General features: G+C 70.9%; 14 protein-coding genes and 1 tRNA gene. 7 read left to right on the top strand and 8 right to left on the bottom strand.

What is annotated here, in order from left to right:
* Positions 1–125: 125 nt before the first annotated feature.
* Together AB0E96_RS00845 and AB0E96_RS00840 are read right to left on the bottom strand one after the other, a co-directional pair.
* Positions 126–329, bottom strand: coding sequence for a DUF397 domain-containing protein (locus AB0E96_RS00845; RefSeq protein WP_359816959.1), 204 nt, complete (start codon positions 327–329; stop codon positions 126–128).
* Complete coding sequence (locus AB0E96_RS00840) at positions 326–1,174, bottom strand: helix-turn-helix transcriptional regulator (RefSeq protein WP_359816957.1); 849 nt, start codon at positions 1,172–1,174, stop codon at positions 326–328. Before AB0E96_RS00840 ends, AB0E96_RS00845 begins: the two co-directional genes overlap by 4 nt.
* Positions 1,175–1,499: 325 nt before the next feature.
* Here AB0E96_RS00840 and AB0E96_RS00835 point away from each other — a divergent pair, with 325 nt between their 5' ends.
* A complete protein-coding gene (locus tag AB0E96_RS00835) occupies positions 1,500–1,655 on the top strand; it encodes a hypothetical protein (protein WP_359816955.1) in 156 nt (51 codons plus the stop codon).
* A 70-nt stretch (positions 1,656–1,725) separates the two neighbouring features.
* On the opposite strand, the gene AB0E96_RS00830 is transcribed toward AB0E96_RS00835, so the two are convergent.
* Together AB0E96_RS00830 and AB0E96_RS00825 are read right to left on the bottom strand one after the other, a co-directional pair.
* On the bottom strand, positions 1,726–2,328 hold the full coding sequence (locus AB0E96_RS00830) for a GNAT family protein (RefSeq protein ID WP_359816953.1): 603 nt from the start codon (positions 2,326–2,328) through the stop codon (positions 1,726–1,728).
* A 148-nt stretch (positions 2,329–2,476) separates the two neighbouring features.
* Entirely contained in the window at positions 2,477–3,760 is a 1,284-nt protein-coding gene (locus tag AB0E96_RS00825) for an adenylosuccinate synthase (RefSeq protein WP_359816951.1), read from the bottom strand.
* A 126-nt stretch (positions 3,761–3,886) separates the two neighbouring features.
* On the opposite strand from AB0E96_RS00825, the gene AB0E96_RS00820 reads away from it, so the two are divergent.
* The 3 genes from AB0E96_RS00820 (at position 3,887) to purM (ending at position 7,869) form a co-directional block, all read left to right on the top strand.
* Positions 3,887–4,732, top strand: a complete 846-nt coding sequence (locus tag AB0E96_RS00820) for a diacylglycerol kinase (RefSeq protein WP_359816949.1) — start codon at positions 3,887–3,889, stop codon at positions 4,730–4,732.
* A gap of 318 nt (positions 4,733–5,050) precedes the next feature.
* Positions 5,051–6,634 (top strand): amidophosphoribosyltransferase, encoded by a 1,584-nt coding sequence (gene purF / locus AB0E96_RS00815; RefSeq protein WP_359816947.1) that lies wholly within the window; start codon positions 5,051–5,053, stop codon positions 6,632–6,634.
* Between the two features lie 101 nt (positions 6,635–6,735).
* A complete protein-coding gene (gene purM / locus AB0E96_RS00810) occupies positions 6,736–7,869 on the top strand; it encodes a phosphoribosylformylglycinamidine cyclo-ligase (protein WP_359816945.1) in 1,134 nt (377 codons plus the stop codon).
* A gap of 151 nt (positions 7,870–8,020) precedes the next feature.
* On the opposite strand, the gene AB0E96_RS00805 is transcribed toward purM, so the two are convergent.
* Complete coding sequence (locus AB0E96_RS00805) at positions 8,021–8,278, bottom strand: DUF3073 domain-containing protein (RefSeq protein WP_359816943.1); 258 nt, start codon at positions 8,276–8,278, stop codon at positions 8,021–8,023.
* 386 nt (positions 8,279–8,664) lie between these two features.
* A complete protein-coding gene (locus tag AB0E96_RS00800) occupies positions 8,665–9,780 on the bottom strand; it encodes a Glu/Leu/Phe/Val dehydrogenase dimerization domain-containing protein (RefSeq protein WP_359817005.1) in 1,116 nt (371 codons plus the stop codon).
* Positions 9,781–10,006: 226 nt separating this feature from the next.
* On the opposite strand from AB0E96_RS00800, the gene AB0E96_RS00795 reads away from it, so the two are divergent.
* Positions 10,007–10,945 (top strand): hypothetical protein, encoded by a 939-nt coding sequence (locus AB0E96_RS00795; protein ID WP_359816942.1) that lies wholly within the window; start codon positions 10,007–10,009, stop codon positions 10,943–10,945.
* Between the two features lie 487 nt (positions 10,946–11,432).
* A complete protein-coding gene (bldC, locus tag AB0E96_RS00790) occupies positions 11,433–11,639 on the top strand; it encodes a developmental transcriptional regulator BldC (protein ID WP_014137253.1) in 207 nt (68 codons plus the stop codon).
* Positions 11,640–11,996: 357 nt separating this feature from the next.
* Here bldC and AB0E96_RS00785 read toward each other — a convergent pair.
* Together AB0E96_RS00785 and hrpA are read right to left on the bottom strand one after the other, a co-directional pair.
* Positions 11,997–12,070: transfer RNA gene (locus AB0E96_RS00785), tRNA-Asp, on the bottom strand.
* 141 nt (positions 12,071–12,211) lie between these two features.
* Positions 12,212–16,192 (bottom strand): ATP-dependent RNA helicase HrpA, encoded by a 3,981-nt coding sequence (hrpA, locus tag AB0E96_RS00780; RefSeq protein ID WP_359816940.1) that lies wholly within the window; start codon positions 16,190–16,192, stop codon positions 12,212–12,214.
* Between the two features lie 150 nt (positions 16,193–16,342).
* On the opposite strand from hrpA, the gene AB0E96_RS00775 reads away from it, so the two are divergent.
* Complete coding sequence (locus tag AB0E96_RS00775; protein WP_359816938.1) at positions 16,343–16,861, top strand: SigE family RNA polymerase sigma factor; 519 nt, start codon at positions 16,343–16,345, stop codon at positions 16,859–16,861.
* Positions 16,862–16,995 lie beyond the last annotated feature (134 nt).

Below are 16,995 nucleotides of genomic sequence, written 5' to 3'. Positions count from 1 at the left end.
CCGGAGTGCCGTGGCGGGCGCAGGGGTCCATTCGGGCTGCAAGCCTAGGGCAAACAGGGGGTCCCGGCGCGCGCGGCGGGCCGGGCGGACGTCAACGCCGGGCGGAGCCCACGGCCGGCCGGACGTCACGGCCGGGAGAAGTCCCCGTACCGGTCGAACTCCCCGGACTTCACCCCGCGGAGGAAGGCGGCCCACTTGCGCGGCGTGGTGCGCACCACGACCTCGGGGCGGTCGGACTCGCGGATCTCGACCAGCCCGCCCGCCCCGGCTCTGACCTCGACGCAGTCGGTGCTCTCCCCGCTGGCCGTGGCCTTGCGCCACCTGCTCATGCGAAGTCTTTCAACAGGGACCGGATGAAGTCCCTGGACTCCTCCGACCCGAGCGCGATCCCCGCGGTCTCCTCCTTGATCCGGCGGTAGGAGGCGAGTTCGACCTGGCTGTGTACGAACTTCGGTCCGTGGGAGAGGTCGATCTGGACGGTGTCGAGCTCGGGGACCGGTCCGCGGGCGAGGTAGAGGCTCTCCCCGGAGCCGGTGTAGGTGGGCACGCTGAACGGGATCACCCGGATCTCCACCCCGGGGCGCTCGGAGTTCTCCAGCAGGCCCAGCAGCTGGTCGCGCAGCACGTCCGGACCGCCGAACTGCATGCGCAGCGCGGACTCGTGGAGGAACGCGCTGTACGGCTTCGGGTGGTCGACGAAGATCTGCTGGCGCCGGATCCGGAACGCCTTCCGGATGTCCGCCTCCTGCCGGTACTGGGGGGGAAGCCGCTCGAACACCGCGGCGGCGTACTCCGGGGTCTGCAGCAGGCCGGGAATGAAGGTGCTGTTCAGGATGGAGAGGGAGGAGGCGTGGTGCTCCATTTCCGCGATGTCGATGATCGCGTTCGGCAGCCGGCCGCGGTAGCTGTCCCACCAGTACTTGCGCCGGTCCTGGGTCATCGCCAACAGCGCTTCCAGGTAAGGGCCTTCCTCGCAGCCGCAGGTGCGGGCCCAGGTCCGCAGCCGCTCGGCGCTGATGCCCGACTTCCCGTTCTCCATCTGGGAGATCTTGGGCAGGTCGGTGCCGATGGTGGCGGCCAGGGTCTTGGGCGTGACGCCCACGCGTTCGCGCATCCTGCGCAACTCGATCCCGAGGCGCTGCTGGCGCACGGTCGGCGACAAGCGGGGTGGCATGACTCTCTTCTCCGGGTCGCGGCTGCGTCGATGCTTCCGGTGAAGTGTGCCGCGCACACCTGGCCCTAGCTACTGAAATGGGGGATACACCACGATGGAGTGAACGTTCTCGGGCTCGGTAGCAACTCTGGCACCTTGACCCTATGGTCGTCCGTGTCACTCGCTGACATGTTGCCGCCTAAACAGTCGTCAGCGCCCCGCAGGAAACACGCCAGACGCACGGTCGCGACACCCGAAATCACCGACCGGAGACAGCCATGCCCCTCCCCTCGCATCTCCGCCTTCCCCACCGGCCCCTTCCGCACCAGCGCAATTCCGCACCGCGGTGAATGCCCTCCTCGTCGCCGGATTGTCGGCGCTCCTGCTCGCCGTCCTGTTCGTCGGCTGGCTGGTCTGGCTGGTGAACATCCAGCCTTACGAACTCCGTGCGGCGAAACACGAGTTGGCGGCCGGCCATTCCGCCCGCGGTGAGCGGAAATAGCCGTCCCGCGCCAGGCCGCGGGGCCGTCGTGATCCGTCGGGGTGTCCGTCGTGGTCCGCCGATCGGCGGCTCAGCCCCGTGAAAGCCTCTCCGACAGGCGGGACTTGGCCGTCGGCCACTCGTCGGCGAGCATCGAGAAGTAGGCGCTGTCCCGCCAGGTGCCGTCGGGGCGCAGACGGTGGCGGCGGTGGGTGCCCTCGTACTGGGCGCCGAGGCGCTGGATGGCGGTGCGGGAGCGCTCGTTGCGGGCGTCGGTCTTCCAGAAGACGCGCCCCATGCCGAGGTCCTCGAAGGCGTGGGAGAGGAGCAGCAGCTTGGCCTCGGTGTTCACCGCCGTGCGCCACACCGAGCGGGCGTACCAGGTGCCGCCGATCTCCACGCCCTCGTCGCGGGCGCTGTAGTCGTGGTACCCGGTGGCGCCGACGGCCCGGCCGCCGGCGAGGTCGATCACGGCGAAGTTCACCGACTCGCCCGCGGCCGCCTCCGCGATCCGGGTGTCCAGGACCGCGCCGAACTCCTCCTCCGAGGCGGGCGGGAGGTGCATCGTCCAGCGCCAGATCTCGGGGTCGGAGCCGACGGTGGCCCAGAGGTCGGCGAGATGGCGGCGCTCCAGCGGCTCCAGGCGGATGTGGCGGCCGGTGAGGACGACGGGTGAGGGCAGTGTCGCAGTCATGATCCAAACGTAGCCGCAGCCTGCACTAGGTGCAATAGATTTTTGAACTAGTGCATTAATGGGCGCGGACAGCGCGAAGGGCCCCGCGGGACGGATCCCGCGGGGCCCTCGAAGAGGCCTCGGCCGACGGTCGGCCGGCCGGCCGGCCTCAGATGAACGAGTTGATCTCGATCGTCTCGTCGCGGCCCGGGCCGACGCCGATGGCCGAGATCGGCGCGCCCGACATCTCCTCCAGCGCCTTCACGTACGCCTGGGCGTTCTTCGGCAGCTCGGCGAAGGTCTTCGCCTTGCTGATGTCCTCGGTCCAGCCCGGCAGGGTCTCGTAGATCGGCTTGGCGTGGTGGAAGTCCGACTGGTTGTAGGGGAGCTCCTCGACGCGCTTGCCGTCGATCTCGTACGCGACGCAGACCGGGATCTGCTCCCAGCCGGTCAGCACGTCCAGCTTGGTGAGGAAGAAGTCGGTGAGGCCGTTGACCCGGGTCGCGTAGCGCGCGATGACGGCGTCGAACCAGCCGCAGCGGCGGTCGCGGCCGGTGGTGACACCGCGCTCCCCGCCGATCCGGCGCAGCGCCTCGCCGTCCTCGTCGAGCAGCTCGGTCGGGAACGGGCCGGAGCCGACGCGGGTGGTGTAGGCCTTGAGGATGCCGATGACCCGGTCGATCTTGGTCGGGCCGATGCCGGCGCCGGTGCAGGCGCCGCCCGCGGTCGGGTTCGACGAGGTCACGAAGGGGTACGTGCCGTGGTCGACGTCGAGCAGGGTGCCCTGGCCGCCCTCCAGCAGGACGACCTTGTCCGCCTTCAGCGCCTCGTCCAGGACGAGGGTGGTGTCGGAGAGGAAGGGCTTGATCTTCTCCGCGTAGCCCAGGTACTCCTCGACCACCAGGTCGGCCGGGATGGTGCGGCGGTTGTACAGCTTGACCAGGACCTGGTTCTTGTCGTGCAGCGCCGCCTCGATCTTCTGGCGCAGGATCGACTCGTCGAACAGGTCCTGGACCCGGATGCCGACGCGGTTGATCTTGTCCGCGTAGGTCGGGCCGATGCCGCGGCCGGTGGTGCCGATCCGGCGCTTGCCGAGGAAGCGCTCGGTGACCTTGTCCAGGGTGCGGTGGTACGGCGTGATCAGGTGGGCGTTGCCCGAGATCAGCAGCTTCGAGGTGTCGATGCCGCGCTCGTTCAGGCCGGCCAGCTCGGAGAGCAGCACCGCCGGGTCGATCACGACGCCGTTGCCGATCACCGGCGTCACGTTCGGGCTGAGGATTCCGGAAGGGAGCAGGTGGAGGGCGTACTTCTGATCGCCGATGACCACCGTGTGACCGGCGTTGTTGCCGCCCTGGTAGCGGACCACGTAGTCGACGGAGCCGCCGAGGAGGTCGGTGGCCTTCCCCTTGCCCTCGTCTCCCCACTGAGCACCAACGAGCACGAGTGCCGGCACAGGCGTACACCCCTTCCGGTTGGGGCATCCTGCGTAGGCCGCAGTCTGCCCCGAGATAGACGAAGCCCCTGGCGCAATGGCGCAAGGGGCTCTTGCACCGAGAGATTACCTGAGGAAGGACCGGTCGTGTCGTCCCTGTCCACGCCTGCTACCGGCGGCCCGGAGCCGCTCCTGCTGCTCCTCGACCCGGTGGCCCGGCAGACCGACGGCGAGTCGGTGCGGATCGCGAAGGACGTGCTCTGCGGAGGTGCGGACGCCAAGGTGGCCTTCCCGGAGAGCCCGTCCGAGCTCGACCGGGTGCTTTCGCACCGGGGTCGCAGGCGACCGGTGGTGATCGGTTCCGACCTCGCGCTGCAAAGGGTGCTCCAGGCCCTGCATCGCCAGCGTGAGCTGGGGTCGGAACCGGTGGGGATGGTTCCGGTCGGACGCTCGGAGGAGCTGCTCGCGGCCCGCGCGCTCGGCGTGCCGGGGGAGCCGGTCCGGGCCGCGCGGGCGGTGCTGGCGGGCGTGCCGCGCCGGCTGGACCTGCTGGTGGACGACGGTGGCGGCGTGGCGCTGGGCGGGGTGCGGATCACCGGCGGGGCCGCCCGCCGCCCGGTGGGCCGTGCGGGCGGTTGGCGTTCGCTATGGGCGAAACTGGCTGCGGCCGAGCAGGCGAACGCACTCACGCCGGACGGGGCCGACCACGGCTCCCGGGTCCGGGTCGAGGCGGACGGCCGGCTGCTCGCGGACGTCCACCGGCCGGTCCGGCTGGTCCAGGTCACGCTCCCGGCCGGTGCCTCGGAGGGGGTGGGCGAGATGGAGGTGGTGGTCGCCGCCTCCGGCGCCCTGGTGCGCGCCCGGGCGGCGAGCGTCTCGGTGGTCGGGCGCGGCTTCGGCTACGAGGCGGACGGCCACCCGGTCGGCCCGGTCCGGGCCCGGACCTGGACGGTGCACCCGGGGGCCTGGGGCCTGCTGCTGCCGGCGGCCTGACCGGTCGGCCCGGCCCTGCGGCCCGACCCTGCGACCCGACCGATCGGCGGCCGACGGGAGGGCGACCGGCGGGCGACCGGTGGGAGAACCCCGGGTGAGCAGGCTCACGTTCCTCCGTGCCCGGACACCCTCCGCCGTACCCGCCGAACTCCCCAACAGGCGCGAACCGCAAGGCCAACCGCCACTCGCCGGAATTCCCCCCACCCGAAATCCCGGGCCCGTAAGGGGTTTTGTCTACGCGCGTTAACCGGCGGTCGGCGGACAAACCCGCAGTCCCGGGGTCCGGAAGCCCGCGTCAACTGCCCTAGACTCGAAGGCGTGCCACGTGGTGACGGAAGACTCAACCACGATCTTCTTCCCGGTGAGAAAGGCCCCCAGGACGCGTGTGGCGTCTTCGGTGTCTGGGCTCCCGGCGAGGAGGTCGCCAAGCTCACGTTCTTCGGCCTTTACGCCCTGCAGCACCGCGGTCAGGAATCCGCGGGCATCGCAGTGAGCAACGGCTCCCAGATTCTCGTCTTCAAGGACATGGGGCTCGTCTCCCAGGTCTTCGACGAGGCCTCGCTGGGGTCGTTGCACGGGCATATCGCCGTCGGACACGCCCGCTACTCGACCACCGGGTCCTCGGTCTGGGAGAACGCCCAGCCGACCTTCCGGGCGACCGTTCACGGCTCGCTGGCCCTCGGGCACAACGGAAACCTGGTGAACACCGCCGAACTGGCGGCCATGGTCGCCGAACTGCCCGGCGAGGAGCACGTCTCGCGCTCCGGCCGGACCGCCGCGACCAATGACACCGACCTGGTGACCGCCCTGCTGGCCGGCCACCCGGACCTCTCCATCGAGGAGACGGCCAAGGTCGTGCTGCCCGAGGTCAAGGGCGCCTTCTCGCTCGTCTTCATGGACGAGCACACCCTCTACGCCGCCCGCGACCCGCAGGGCATCCGCCCGCTGGTGCTCGGCCGGCTGGAGCGCGGCTGGGTGGTCGCCTCCGAGACGGCGGCGCTGGACATCTGCGGCGCCTCCTTCATCCGCGAGGTCGAGCCCGGCGAGCTCATCGCCATCGACGAGAACGGCATGCGCAGCTCCCGGTTCGCCGAGGCGAAGCCCAAGGGCTGCGTGTTCGAGTACGTCTACCTGGCCCGCCCCGACACCTCCATCTCCGGCCGCAACGTGCACCTCTCCCGCGTGGAGATGGGCCGCCGGCTGGCGAAGGAGGCGCCCGTCGAGGCCGACCTGGTGATAGCGACGCCCGAGTCCGGCACCCCCGCCGCGATCGGCTACGCCGAGGCCAGCGGCATCCCGTACGGCTCCGGCCTGGTGAAGAACGCCTACGTGGGCCGCACCTTCATCCAGCCCAGCCAGACGATCCGCCAGCTCGGCATCCGGCTCAAGCTCAACCCGCTGCGCGAGGTCATCGCGGGCAAGCGCCTGGTGGTCGTGGACGACTCGATCGTGCGCGGCAACACCCAGCGCGCGCTGGTGAAGATGCTGCGCGAGGCCGGCGCCGCCGAGGTGCACATCCGGATCTCCTCGCCGCCGGTGAAGTGGCCCTGCTTCTTCGGCATCGACTTCGCCACCCGCGCGGAGCTGATCGCCAACGGCATGACCATCGAGGAGATCGGCCGCACCCTGGGTGCCGACTCGCTCTCCTACATCTCGATCGACGGCATGATCGAGGCCACCAAGCAGCCCAAGGACCGGCTCTGCCGGGCCTGCTTCGACGGCGAGTACCCGATGGAGCTGCCGGACCCGGCGCTGCTCGGCAAGCTCCTGCTGGAGGCCGAGATCAAGGGCGGCCAGCAGCAGCCGGCCGTCCGCGGCAAGCCGACCAGCGGCAGCGACCTGGACGGCGTCCAGTCGCTGCTCGGCGGGGCGGGCGCGGCCGACGCGCTGCGCCGGCCGTAGCGAACCGACGGTGGGGTCCCGCGAACCGGGGCCCCACCGCTGTTCCACCCCCTCGCTGTTCCGAAGAACCACCCCCACCTGACCCGAGAGGGCCGCACGCCGTGACCAGCTCCCACCAGTCGCCCACCACCACGCCCGACGGAGACGCCGCACGTCGCCCCTCCGACGGCGCCACCTACGCCGCCGCCGGTGTCGACATCGAGGCGGGCGACCGCGCCGTCGAGCTCATGAAGCAGTGGGTGAAGAAGGCCAACCGCCCCGAGGTGGTCGGCGGTCTCGGCGGCTTCGCCGGCCTCTTCGACGCGTCCGCCTTCAAGAACTACGAGCGGCCGCTGCTGGCCTCGGCCACCGACGGCGTGGGCACCAAGGTGGCCATCGCCGCCGCCATGGACAAGCACGACACCATCGGCCACGACCTGGTCGGCATGGTCGTCGACGACCTGGTGGTGTGCGGTGCCGAGCCGCTGTTCATGACCGACTACATCTGCGTCGGCAAGGTCGTCCCGGAGCGGGTCGCCGCGATCGTCAAGGGCATCGCCGAGGGCTGCGCGCTGGCCGGCTGCGCCCTGGTCGGCGGCGAGACCGCCGAGCACCCGGGCCTGCTGGGCCCGGACGAGTACGACGTCGCGGGCGCCGGCACCGGTGTGGTGGAGGCCGACGCGCTGCTCGGCGCGGACCGGGTCCGGGCCGGCGACGTGGTGATCGCGATGGCCGCCTCCGGCCTGCACTCCAACGGCTACTCGCTGGTCCGCCACGTGCTGCTGAACGAGGCCGGCTGGAAGCTGGACCGCAAGGTCGAGGAGTTCGGCCGCACCCTCGGCGAGGAGCTGCTGGAGCCGACCCGGATCTACTCGCTGGACTGCCTGGCGCTCACCCGGGCCACCGAGGTGCACGCCTTCTCGCACGTCACCGGCGGCGGCCTGGCGGCCAACCTGGACCGGGTCATCCCGGCCGGCCTGCACGCCCGCCTGGACCGCGGCACCTGGACCCCGCTGCCGGTCTTCCAGACCGTCGCCGAGGTCGGCCGGGTGGCCACCCTGGAGATCGAGAAGACGCTGAACATGGGTGTCGGCATGGTCGCGGTCGTCCCGCCGCACTCGGTGGACGTCGTGCTGTCGATCCTGGAGGACCGCGGCGTCGAGGCCTGGCTGCTCGGCGACATCGTCGAGCGCACCGACGAGCACGAGGGCGGCGCGGCCCTCTACAACGCCTACGAGGGCTTCCGGGCGAGCTGACCGGACCGCGACGACGGGAGGGCCCCTCCGGAGCACCGGAGGGGCCCTCCCGCGTCCCGGGCGTCGCCGCGGGACCCGCCCCCGGAGGCGGGAACGCCGAAAACCGGCCCGGCGCCGTGGGCGCCCGGACCGGTCCGGCGGGACTGCTTCGTTACGAGCGGCGGGAGGCCTGGGAGGCCCCGGTACCCGGCCCGCTGTCGTCCTCGTCGTCGAGGTCGGCGTAGCGGGCGGCGTACTCCGCGTAGGGGTCGTCGTCCTCCACTTCCTCGATCGGCTCCGGCTCGATCGAAGAGGTGGACGGCGATACGCCCAGCTCGTTGGACAGACGGTTAGCGTCAAACCCGCCGCTGTTGTACTTCAGCTCGCGGGCGACCTTCGTCTGCTTGGCCTTGGCCCGGCCGCGCCCCATGGGTCGACCCCCTCAACGATGGGGCTCACGGCCCCGAGTCTGACACGTGTTCATGATCAGGACCGGCGCCTGCCCGAATGGGAGAAGCCGTCCCTTGGAGCATTAACGGTACCTGTTTCCGCCGCTGGACGGTACGTCGTCGGTGTGACGTGGCGCGCACCGACTGCACCCGAGACCAGGTCTTTCCAGGTCAAGGGAGGTTTTGCGGCGGTTTTCGCGCTGTCCGGAGGTGTCTGAGGTCCGTCGTTCCAGGACTGATTATCCCCCCTGGGGGGGCCTCGGATCACCCGTTCGGGCGGAGAAGTGAGAATCCGGTTCCACATCGTGATGCGCGGGGGGCCGCAGTGACCGCCCCCCGCGCACCACCGGGCGGGTCGCCGGCCGGATCAGGCGCGGCGGGCGCCGGGCAGCAGCACCGTGCGCAGGGCGCTGATCTCGCGCATCCGCTTCTCGGCCAGGCGGTCGGCGGCGACCGCCGGCGGGACGCCGTCGGCCGCGGCCCGGGTGAAGATCTCCAGGGTGGTGTCGAAGATCTTCGTGGCCTTGTTCTTGGCCCGCTCGAAGTTGAAGCCGTCGATCTCGTCGGCGACCTGGATGACGCCGCCGGAGTTCACCAGGTAGTCCGGCGCGTAGAGGATGCCGCGGTCGGCCAGGTCCTTCTCGACGCCCGGGTGGGCCAGCTGGTTGTTGGCCGCGCCGCAGACGATCGAGGTGCCGAACTCGCCCAGTGCGGCGACGACCGGGTCGGTCAGGGCGCCGCCGAGGGCGCAGGGGGCGTAGACGTCCAGCTTGGCCTGGAGCAGGGCGGTGGTGTCGGCGACCACCTCCACCTCCGGGTGGGCGGCGCGCACGCGGTTGACCGCGGCCTCGAAGGGGTCGGTGACGACGACGGTGGCGCCGTCCGCGACCAGGTGGCCGACCAGGTAGTGGCCGACCTTGCCGACGCCCGCGACGCCGACCCGCTTGCCGCGCAGGGTCGGCTGGCCCCAGCGGGCCTGGGCGGTGGCGCGCATGCCCTGGAAGACGCCGAAGGCGGTCAGGATGGACGAGTCGCCGGCGCCGCCGTGCTCGGGCGAGCGGCCCGTCACGAACTCGGTCTCGCGGGCGATGACGTCCATGTCCTGGACGTAGGTGCCCACGTCGCAGGCGGTGATGTAGCGGCCGCGCAGGGACTCGACGAAGCGGCCGTAGGCCCGGAGCATCGCCTCGTTCTTGTCCTTGTTCGGGTCGCCGATGATGACGGCCTTGCCGCCACCGAGGTCCAGGCCGGCCAGCGCGTTCTTGTAGGACATTCCGCGGGACAGGTTCAGCGCGTCCTCCAGCGCCGCCTCCTCGGAGGCGTACGGGAAGAAGCGGGTGCCGCCGAGGGCCGGGCCCAGGGCGGTCGAGTGGATGGCGATGATCGCCTTCAGGCCCGAGCTGCGGTCGTGGCAGAGGACGACCTGCTCGTGACCGTCGCCGGGGGTGCCGTCCTGTTCGGTACGGAAGATCCTGCTGAGCACGCCGGGTGCGGGGTGCGTGGCGGGGGTCTGTACGTCGGTCACTGTGGTGACTCCAGTATCGAAGGCCCGCTGCGGTGGTGCGGGCGCCTAAGGCGAAGCGTAGCCGCGCGGAGGCCGTCGATCCGCTGTCTTGTCCGAGCTGGGGCCGGACGTCCGAGGCGTGAGACGGTCGGCGGTACGGGGCGCACCCTCCCGGCGCCGGGCGGCGCGTGCGACCATGCAGGACGTGACCGTCGTACGCACTTCCGTACAACCGCCCTACGCCGCCCACCTGCGGGTCTACGAGCCGCTGGCCGCGTACCCGGAGCCCGAGCGGACGCGCTGGCAGGCCTACGCGGCGGAGCACGGGCCGGACGCCGCGGAACCGGAGCGGCCGGTGGCGGCGGCGGTGCTGGAGGAGCAGCGGGAGGCGCTCGCCGGGCTGGCCGCCCGCACGCCCAGGGCGCTGCCCGAGCGGGAGAGCGGGCGGGCCTACCTGCGGGTGGTGGACGGCGTCCTGTACGTCTGCCCGTGGGCGACCAGGCTGCGCAGCTGGCAGGCGCTGGAGGAACTGCGGGCGGGGGCGCCGGTGGCGCTGCTGGACGCCGTGCTGCCGCCGGTGACCCGGGAGGCCGCCGAGGCGGACCGGGAGCGCTGGCGGGCCGGCCACCCGGACGCCCGGCCGTGGATCCTGACCAGCCGCTGGGAGGTGCCGGTGCGCTGGTTCCTCCCGTTCGGGGAGGAGGACCGCTGCTTCGTGCCGGGCGAGGCCGTCGCGGTGGCCGACGCGGTGGACGGCGCGGTGGACGGAGGGGAAGGGGCGGGGGAGCGCGCGGGCGGGCCGGCGGCGCTGTTCTACCTGGTGCCGATGGCGCAGGCGCGCCGGCGAGTGGCGCGGGCCCTCCGGGCGCTGCGCGAGGCGGTGCCGGACGGGGAGCTGGTGCTGGGGGCGGAGCGGGTCGGGCGCTGGCTGGAGGAGTTCCATCCGCGTTCGCTGGTGGAACTGGACTACGGGGGCTTGGTGCATCTGCTGGGCCCGGAACGGTTGTTGGCGGACCGTTCGGCGGGGGAGCTGGAGGAGGGGCTGCGCGCGCTGCGGGCGGGGGACACCGACGGGGCGCTGCGGGTGTACCGGGAGCTGACGGGGCGGTGGCGCCGGGTGCTGGCGCTGCGGAACGCGAACTGACGTCCGACCGCGCGTGTATGACTGTAAGAGGCCTAAGGGCCGCACGGTCGATGACCAAGGTCCTGGTTCGGGTCAATAGCTGCCGAACGTGACACTACTCACCGTTGACGCGAACTTACCCCTATGTGCAAAAATGGGACAACCAGCCCAACTTCACGTGAGCGTGCCCACTTTTGGGTGGTTCTGGAGTCGATGCGTGCTTTGCGGGGAAACGGAGGGTCTGGTCCCTTCGTAACCGGATGTCATCACTATGTGACTGTCCGTTATGGGGTGGTCCATCGCCATCCGTCGGCCTTGAACCCGTGAGGGGTCAATTTTGGCGGTTTGGTCGATAGGGCTGGACGGATGGTGTAGTTGTAGACACCAGGACAAGCCGTTCGTCCTATAACCGACTCGGCCCGTCTATGCCATTTCGGGCATCGCGGGCCAAGGTGCAGAATTTGAAGGATAGAACCGCCCTGGTTCGGTTCTCCCGAGGAGGCCGCTCATGACCGCTCGTACCCCTGATGCTGAGCCGCTGCTGACGCCGGCAGAGGTTGCCACCATGTTCCGCGTGGACCCGAAGACGGTCACCCGCTGGGCCAAGGCGGGCAAGCTGACGTCGATTCGCACGCTCGGCGGTCACCGTCGTTACCGTGAGGCGGAGGTGCGCGCTCTGCTTGCTGGGATTCCTGCCCAGCGCACTGAGGCCTGATAGGCCAAAGGCTCTTTAAAGGGGCCGCTTACCGGACTCCGCCGGGTCCGGTAAGCGGCCCCTTTGTCATGCCCGTCCGAGGGTGTTCCGCGTCGGCCGAGTGGTCGGAATGTTGAACTCCGGATAACGATTTGATGCGCGTGGGGTGGGGGGGATTTACAGTGAATAGCTGTACAATTTTACATATTAAATTAAGGGCGTTCCGGAGGGGGTCGCCCGGGACCGGTTCCGGATGATCTCTGGTGACGACCGTCACACGGTCCGTCACTTGTGGTCTAGACCTACTCGGGGTAAAGGGCCGAACGGTCAAAAGCGAGAGGCCCGGAACCTGACGGTTCCGGGCCTCTCGCGCTGCGGCGATCCCGACGGGACTTGAACCCGCGACCTCCACCTTGACAGGGTGGCGAGCTAACCAACTGCTCCACGGGACCAGATTTCCTGATCTCGTTCACTCGCTTGCCGCGCTGCGAACAAGACAGACTGTAGCCCATGGTGGGCCCCCAGGTCGAACTGGCTCCTGAAGGCCCACCCGCAGCTCACGGCGCCGAGCGGGCGGCGCCGCCCCGGGCGGGTCAGAGCGTCGCCCGCGCCGCCTCCATCGCCTTCACGATCCGCTTCTCCGAGACCGGGCTCGGCGTGCCCAGGGACTGGGCGAAGAAGCTCACCCGCAGCTCCTCGATCATCCAGCGGATCGCCCGCACCTCCGGGGAGGGCTGTTGCCCGGCCGGCACCGCCGCCAGCAGCTCCCCGTACGCCTGCTGCACCTGCTGCACCTTCAGCAGCTGCTGGGCGTCCCGCTGCGGGTGGTTGGGCAGCGCCTCCAGACGGCGGTCCACCGCGAGCAGGTAGCGCTTGAGGTCCGGCAGCCGCTGCCAGCCGGTGGCCGTCACGAAGCCCGGGTGCACCAGCGAGGCCAGGTGCAGCCGGACGTCGTTCACCGCGTTCAGCAGCACCGGGCTGCTCACCGTCTTCAGCCGGGTCGAGGCCTTGTGGAAGGCGATCAGCGCGGTGGCCGTCTTCAGCGTGGTGTCCGCGGACAGCTCGTACAGGTCCGCGCGCACCTTGTCGTGCAGCTTGGCGAAGGCCGCCTCGTCCCAGGCCGGGCCGCCGGACAGCGTCATCAGCCGGTCCGTGGCGGCCGCCACGACGTCCTCGAACAGGGCGGCGATCGAGCCGTGCGGGCTGTGCGAGAGCGCCAGCTTCGCCTGGTTGCCCAGCCGGCCCTGGATCGACTTGGCCGGGGAGTTGGTGGTCAGCATCAGCAGCCGCCTGCTCCCCTCCCACATCGACCGGGCCTGCGCCTCCGGGGTGTCGAACAGCTTGACGCCGACCGACTGCCCCTCGTCCACCAGGGCCGGGTAGGCGCGCATCGAGTGGCCGCGCGAGCGCTGCTCGAAGGTGCGCTGGAGCACCGGGAGCGAGGCCGGCCAGGCGGTCAGCCCGCTCTGCTCGATGCCCTGGCCGGAGGCGGCCGAGGAGAGCGTCTCCTTGAGCTTCGGCTTGAGCTTCAGCCGCAGCTCCTCCAGGTCCTTGGACTCGGCGAGCCTGCGCTTGCCGTCCACCACCCGGAAGGTCACCTTGAGGTGGTCGGGGACCCGTTCGTCGTCCCAGGCCTCCGGAGGCACGGTGACCGCCGTCAGGCGCTTCAGGGCGTGCTCCAGGGCCGGGAGGAGGGGTTCCTGGCGGTCCTTCACCGCGCGCAGCGCCGCCTTGGCGAAGTCCGGCGCCGGGACGAAGTTGCGGCGGATCGCCTTCGGCAGCGACTTGATGTACGCGGTGACCAGCTCCTCCCGCAGACCGGGGATCTGCCAGTCGAAGCCCTCCGCGGTGACCTGGTTCAGCACCGGCAGCGGGATGTGCACCGTCACGCCGTCCGCGTCGCTGCCCGGCTCGAACTGGTAGGTCAGCCGGAAGCGGAGCTTGCCCTGCTGCCAGTGGTCCGGGTAGTCGGCCTCGGTGACGCCGTCCGCGGCGTCGTTGATCAGCATCGACTTCTCGAAGTTCAGCAGGTCCGGCTGCTCGTGCCGGGCCTTCTTCCACCAGGAGTCGAAGTGCCGGGTGGAGACGACCTCCTCGGGCAGCCGGGCGTCGTAGAAGTCGAACAGGGTCTGGTCGTCCACCAGGATGTCCCGGCGGCGGGCCCGGTTCTCCAGCTCCTCGACCTCGCCGAGCAGCTTGCGGTTCTCCGCGAAGAACCGGTGGTGGGTCTCCCAGTCGCCCTCGACCAACGCGTTGCGGATGAACAGCTCGCGACAGAGCTCCGGGTCGATCCGCCCGTAGTTGACCCTGCGCTGGGCGACGACCGGCATCCCGTAGAGGGTCACCTTCTCGAACGCCATCACGGCGCCGGCCTTCTTCTCCCAGTGCGGCTCGCTGTAGCTCCGCTTGATCAGGTGACCGGCCAGCGGCTCGACCCACTCCGGCTCGATCTTCGCGTTGATCCGCGCCCAGAGCCGCGAGGTCTCCACCAGCTCGGCCGACATCACCCAGCGCGGCGGCTTCTTGAACAGGCCCGAGCCCGGGAAGACCGCGAAGCGGGCGCCGCGCGCGCCGCCGTACTCGCGCTTCTCCGCGTCGAACAGGCCGATGTGGGAGAGCAGGCCGGCCAGCAGCGACTGGTGGATCCGGTCGGCGTCCGGCTCGGCGTCGGGGTGCGGCTCCTCGACCGTGACGCCCAACTGCTTGGCGACGGTGCGCAGCTGGACGTAGATGTCCTGCCACTCCCGTATCCGCAGGTAGTTGAGGAACTCCGCCTTGCACATCCGGCGGAACGCCGAGGAGGAGAGCTCCCGCTGCTGCTCCCGGACGTAGCGCCACATCGCCAGGTAGGCGAGGAAGTCGGAGGTCTCCGAGTTGAACCGGCGGTGCCGGTCGTCGGCGGCCTGGCGCTTCTCGGCCGGGCGCTCGCGCGGGTCCTGGATGGAGAGCGCGGCGGCGATCACCATGACGTCGCGGACGCAGCCGTTCCGGTCCGCCTCCAGCACCATGCGGGCCATCCGCGGGTCCACCGGGAGCTGGGCGAGCTTGCGGCCGAGCTGGGTCAGGCGCTTGCGCGGGTCCTTCTCGTCCGGGTCGAGCGCGCCCAGCTCGTGCAGCAGGTGGACGCCGTCCTTGATGTTGCGCGAGTCCGGCGGGTCCAGGAACGGGAAGGCGGCGATGTCGCCGAGGCCGGCCGCGGTCATCTGCAGGATCACCGAGGCCAGGTTGGTGCGCAGGATCTCGGCGTCGGTGAACTCGGGGCGGGAGAGGAAGTCCTCCTCCGAGTAGAGCCGGATGCAGATGCCGTCCGAGGTGCGGCCGCAGCGGCCCTTGCGCTGGTTGGCGCTGGCCTGGCTGATCGCCTCGATCGGCAGCCGCTGCACCTTGGTGCGGTGGCTGTAGCGGGAGATCCGGGCGGTGCCCGGGTCGATCACGTACTTGATGCCGGGGACGGTCAGCGAGGTCTCGGCGACGTTGGTGGCCAGCACGATCCGGCGGCTGCGCGAGCGCTGGAAGACCTTGTGCTGCTCGGCCGAGCTGAGCCGGGCGTACAGCGGCAGGACCTCGGTGTTCTTCAGCTTCAGCCTGCCGAGGGCGTCCGCGGTGTCGCGGATCTCGCGCTCGCCGGAGAGGAAGACCAGGATGTCGCCCGGGCCCTCGGCCTGGAGCTCCTCGGCGGCGTCGCAGATGGCCTGGACCTGGTCCCGGTCGCGGTCCGCCTCGGTGGTGTCCTCGTCCTCCTCGGCCCCGTCCTCGACGAGCGGCCGGTAGCGGACCTCGACCGGGTACGTGCGGCCGGAGACCTCGACGATCGGGGCGTCGCCGAAGTGCCGGGCGAAGCGCTCCGGGTCGATGGTCGCGGAGGTGATCACGACCTTGAGGTCGGGGCGGCGGGGGAGCAGCTGCTTGATGTAGCCGAGGATGAAGTCGATGTTGAGGCTGCGCTCGTGCGCCTCGTCGATGATCAGGGTGTCGTACTGGTGCAGGTCGCGGTCCGTCTGGATCTCGGCCAGCAGGATGCCGTCCGTCATCAGCTTGACCAGGGTGTCCTGGCCGACCTGGTCGGTGAACCGGACCTTCCAGCCGACCGCCTCGCCCAGCGGGCTGTCCAGCTCCTCCGCGACCCGCTCGGCCACCGTGCGGGCGGCGATCCGGCGCGGCTGGGTGTGGCCGACCAGGCCGCGCACGCCGCGGCCCAGCTCCAGGCAGATCTTCGGGATCTGGGTGGTCTTGCCGGAGCCGGTCTCGCCCGCGACGATCACCACCTGGTGGTCCCGGATCGCCGCCAGGATCTCGTCCTTCTTCTGGCTGACCGGGAGCTCGGCCGGGTAGCCGATCGCCGGGACGGCCTGCCGGCGCCGCTCGACGACCAGCTCGGCGCGCTCGATGTCGGCGGCGATCTCGGCGGCGATCTTCTGCCGGGCCTCGGGCCTGCGGACCCGACGGGCCCCCTCCAGCCGGCGCCCGAGCCGCACCTGGTCGCGCAGGGTCAGCTCGGGCAGGCGGGCGGCCAGCTCACCTATTCCGGGGCCCTCGGCGGGTACGGTGGCGGACTGGACTGCGGGAGAACTCACTGCGGGCATCCCTCTAGGTTCGCAAGGAGGCACGGCGGAGCGCACCTCGGTTTTCGAGCCCCTCCAGTGTCACAGCCGGGGGCGGCGAATCGCGAACGACGGGCAACGGTCCGAGGCCGTCCTGGGCTCCGGGGGGTTGAGGAGGTGCTCATGGGAGCCCACAAGACCGCCCGGGACGAGGAGTTCCGGGCGTTCGTCGGCGGCGCGTGGTCACGGCTGCTCAGGACGGCGTACCTGCTCGCGGGGGACCGGCACGGCGCCGAGGACCTGGTCCAGCAGGCGCTGGAACGGGCGTACGCGGCGTGGAACAGGGTCCGGGCCGCAGACGACCCGTACGCCTACGTGCGCCGGATCGTGATCAACGAACACGCCAGACGGTTCCGGCGGCGGCTGGTCGAGTACCCCGTCACCGCGTTCCCGGACCGGCCCGCACCGGCCGGCACCGACCCGGACGACCGGGCCGTGCTGCTCGCCGCACTCGCCGCGCTGCCGCCGCGCCAGCGCCAGGCCGTGGTGCTGCGGTACTGGGAGGACCTCAGCGAGACCCAGACCGCGGCGGCGATGGGCTGCTCGGTCGGGACGGTGAAGAGCCAGGCGGCCAGAGGGCTGGCCAAACTCCGCGGGGCCTCCTCACTCATCGGACTGACGAGCATCGGAGGGACAAGATGAGCCACGACTTCCTGCCCGGGGACGCGGCGGCCGGCGACGAGCCGGCGGCCGTACGGGCACTGGGCGAACTGGCCGGGAGCGTCGACGTCGGCACCGCCCCGTACGACCGGCTGGTCGCCGGCGGACGGCGGCGG

This window comes from Kitasatospora sp. NPDC036755 (assembly GCF_040636595.1).
In the GTDB taxonomy this organism is placed as follows: Bacteria; Actinomycetota; Actinomycetes; order Streptomycetales; family Streptomycetaceae; genus Kitasatospora.
The sequence above is the reverse complement of the archived record's forward strand: the minus strand, read 5'-3'. Positions and strand labels throughout refer to the sequence as shown.

Coding starts and splice junctions, on each gene's coding strand:
- AB0E96_RS00775 (WP_359816938.1), top strand. CDS start 16,343: ATGGGAGCCCACAAGACCGCCCGGGACGAGGAGTTCCGGGCGTTCGTC.
- AB0E96_RS00845 (WP_359816959.1), bottom strand. CDS start 329: ATGAGCAGGTGGCGCAAGGCCACGGCCAGCGGGGAGAGCACCGACTGC.
- AB0E96_RS00805 (WP_359816943.1), bottom strand. CDS start 8,278: ATGGGGCGCGGCCGGGCCAAGGCCAAGCAGACGAAGGTCGCCCGCGAG.
- bldC (WP_014137253.1), top strand. CDS start 11,433: ATGACCGCTCGTACCCCTGATGCTGAGCCGCTGCTGACGCCGGCAGAG.
- AB0E96_RS00830 (WP_359816953.1), bottom strand. CDS start 2,328: ATGACTGCGACACTGCCCTCACCCGTCGTCCTCACCGGCCGCCACATC.
- AB0E96_RS00840 (WP_359816957.1), bottom strand. CDS start 1,174: ATGCCACCCCGCTTGTCGCCGACCGTGCGCCAGCAGCGCCTCGGGATC.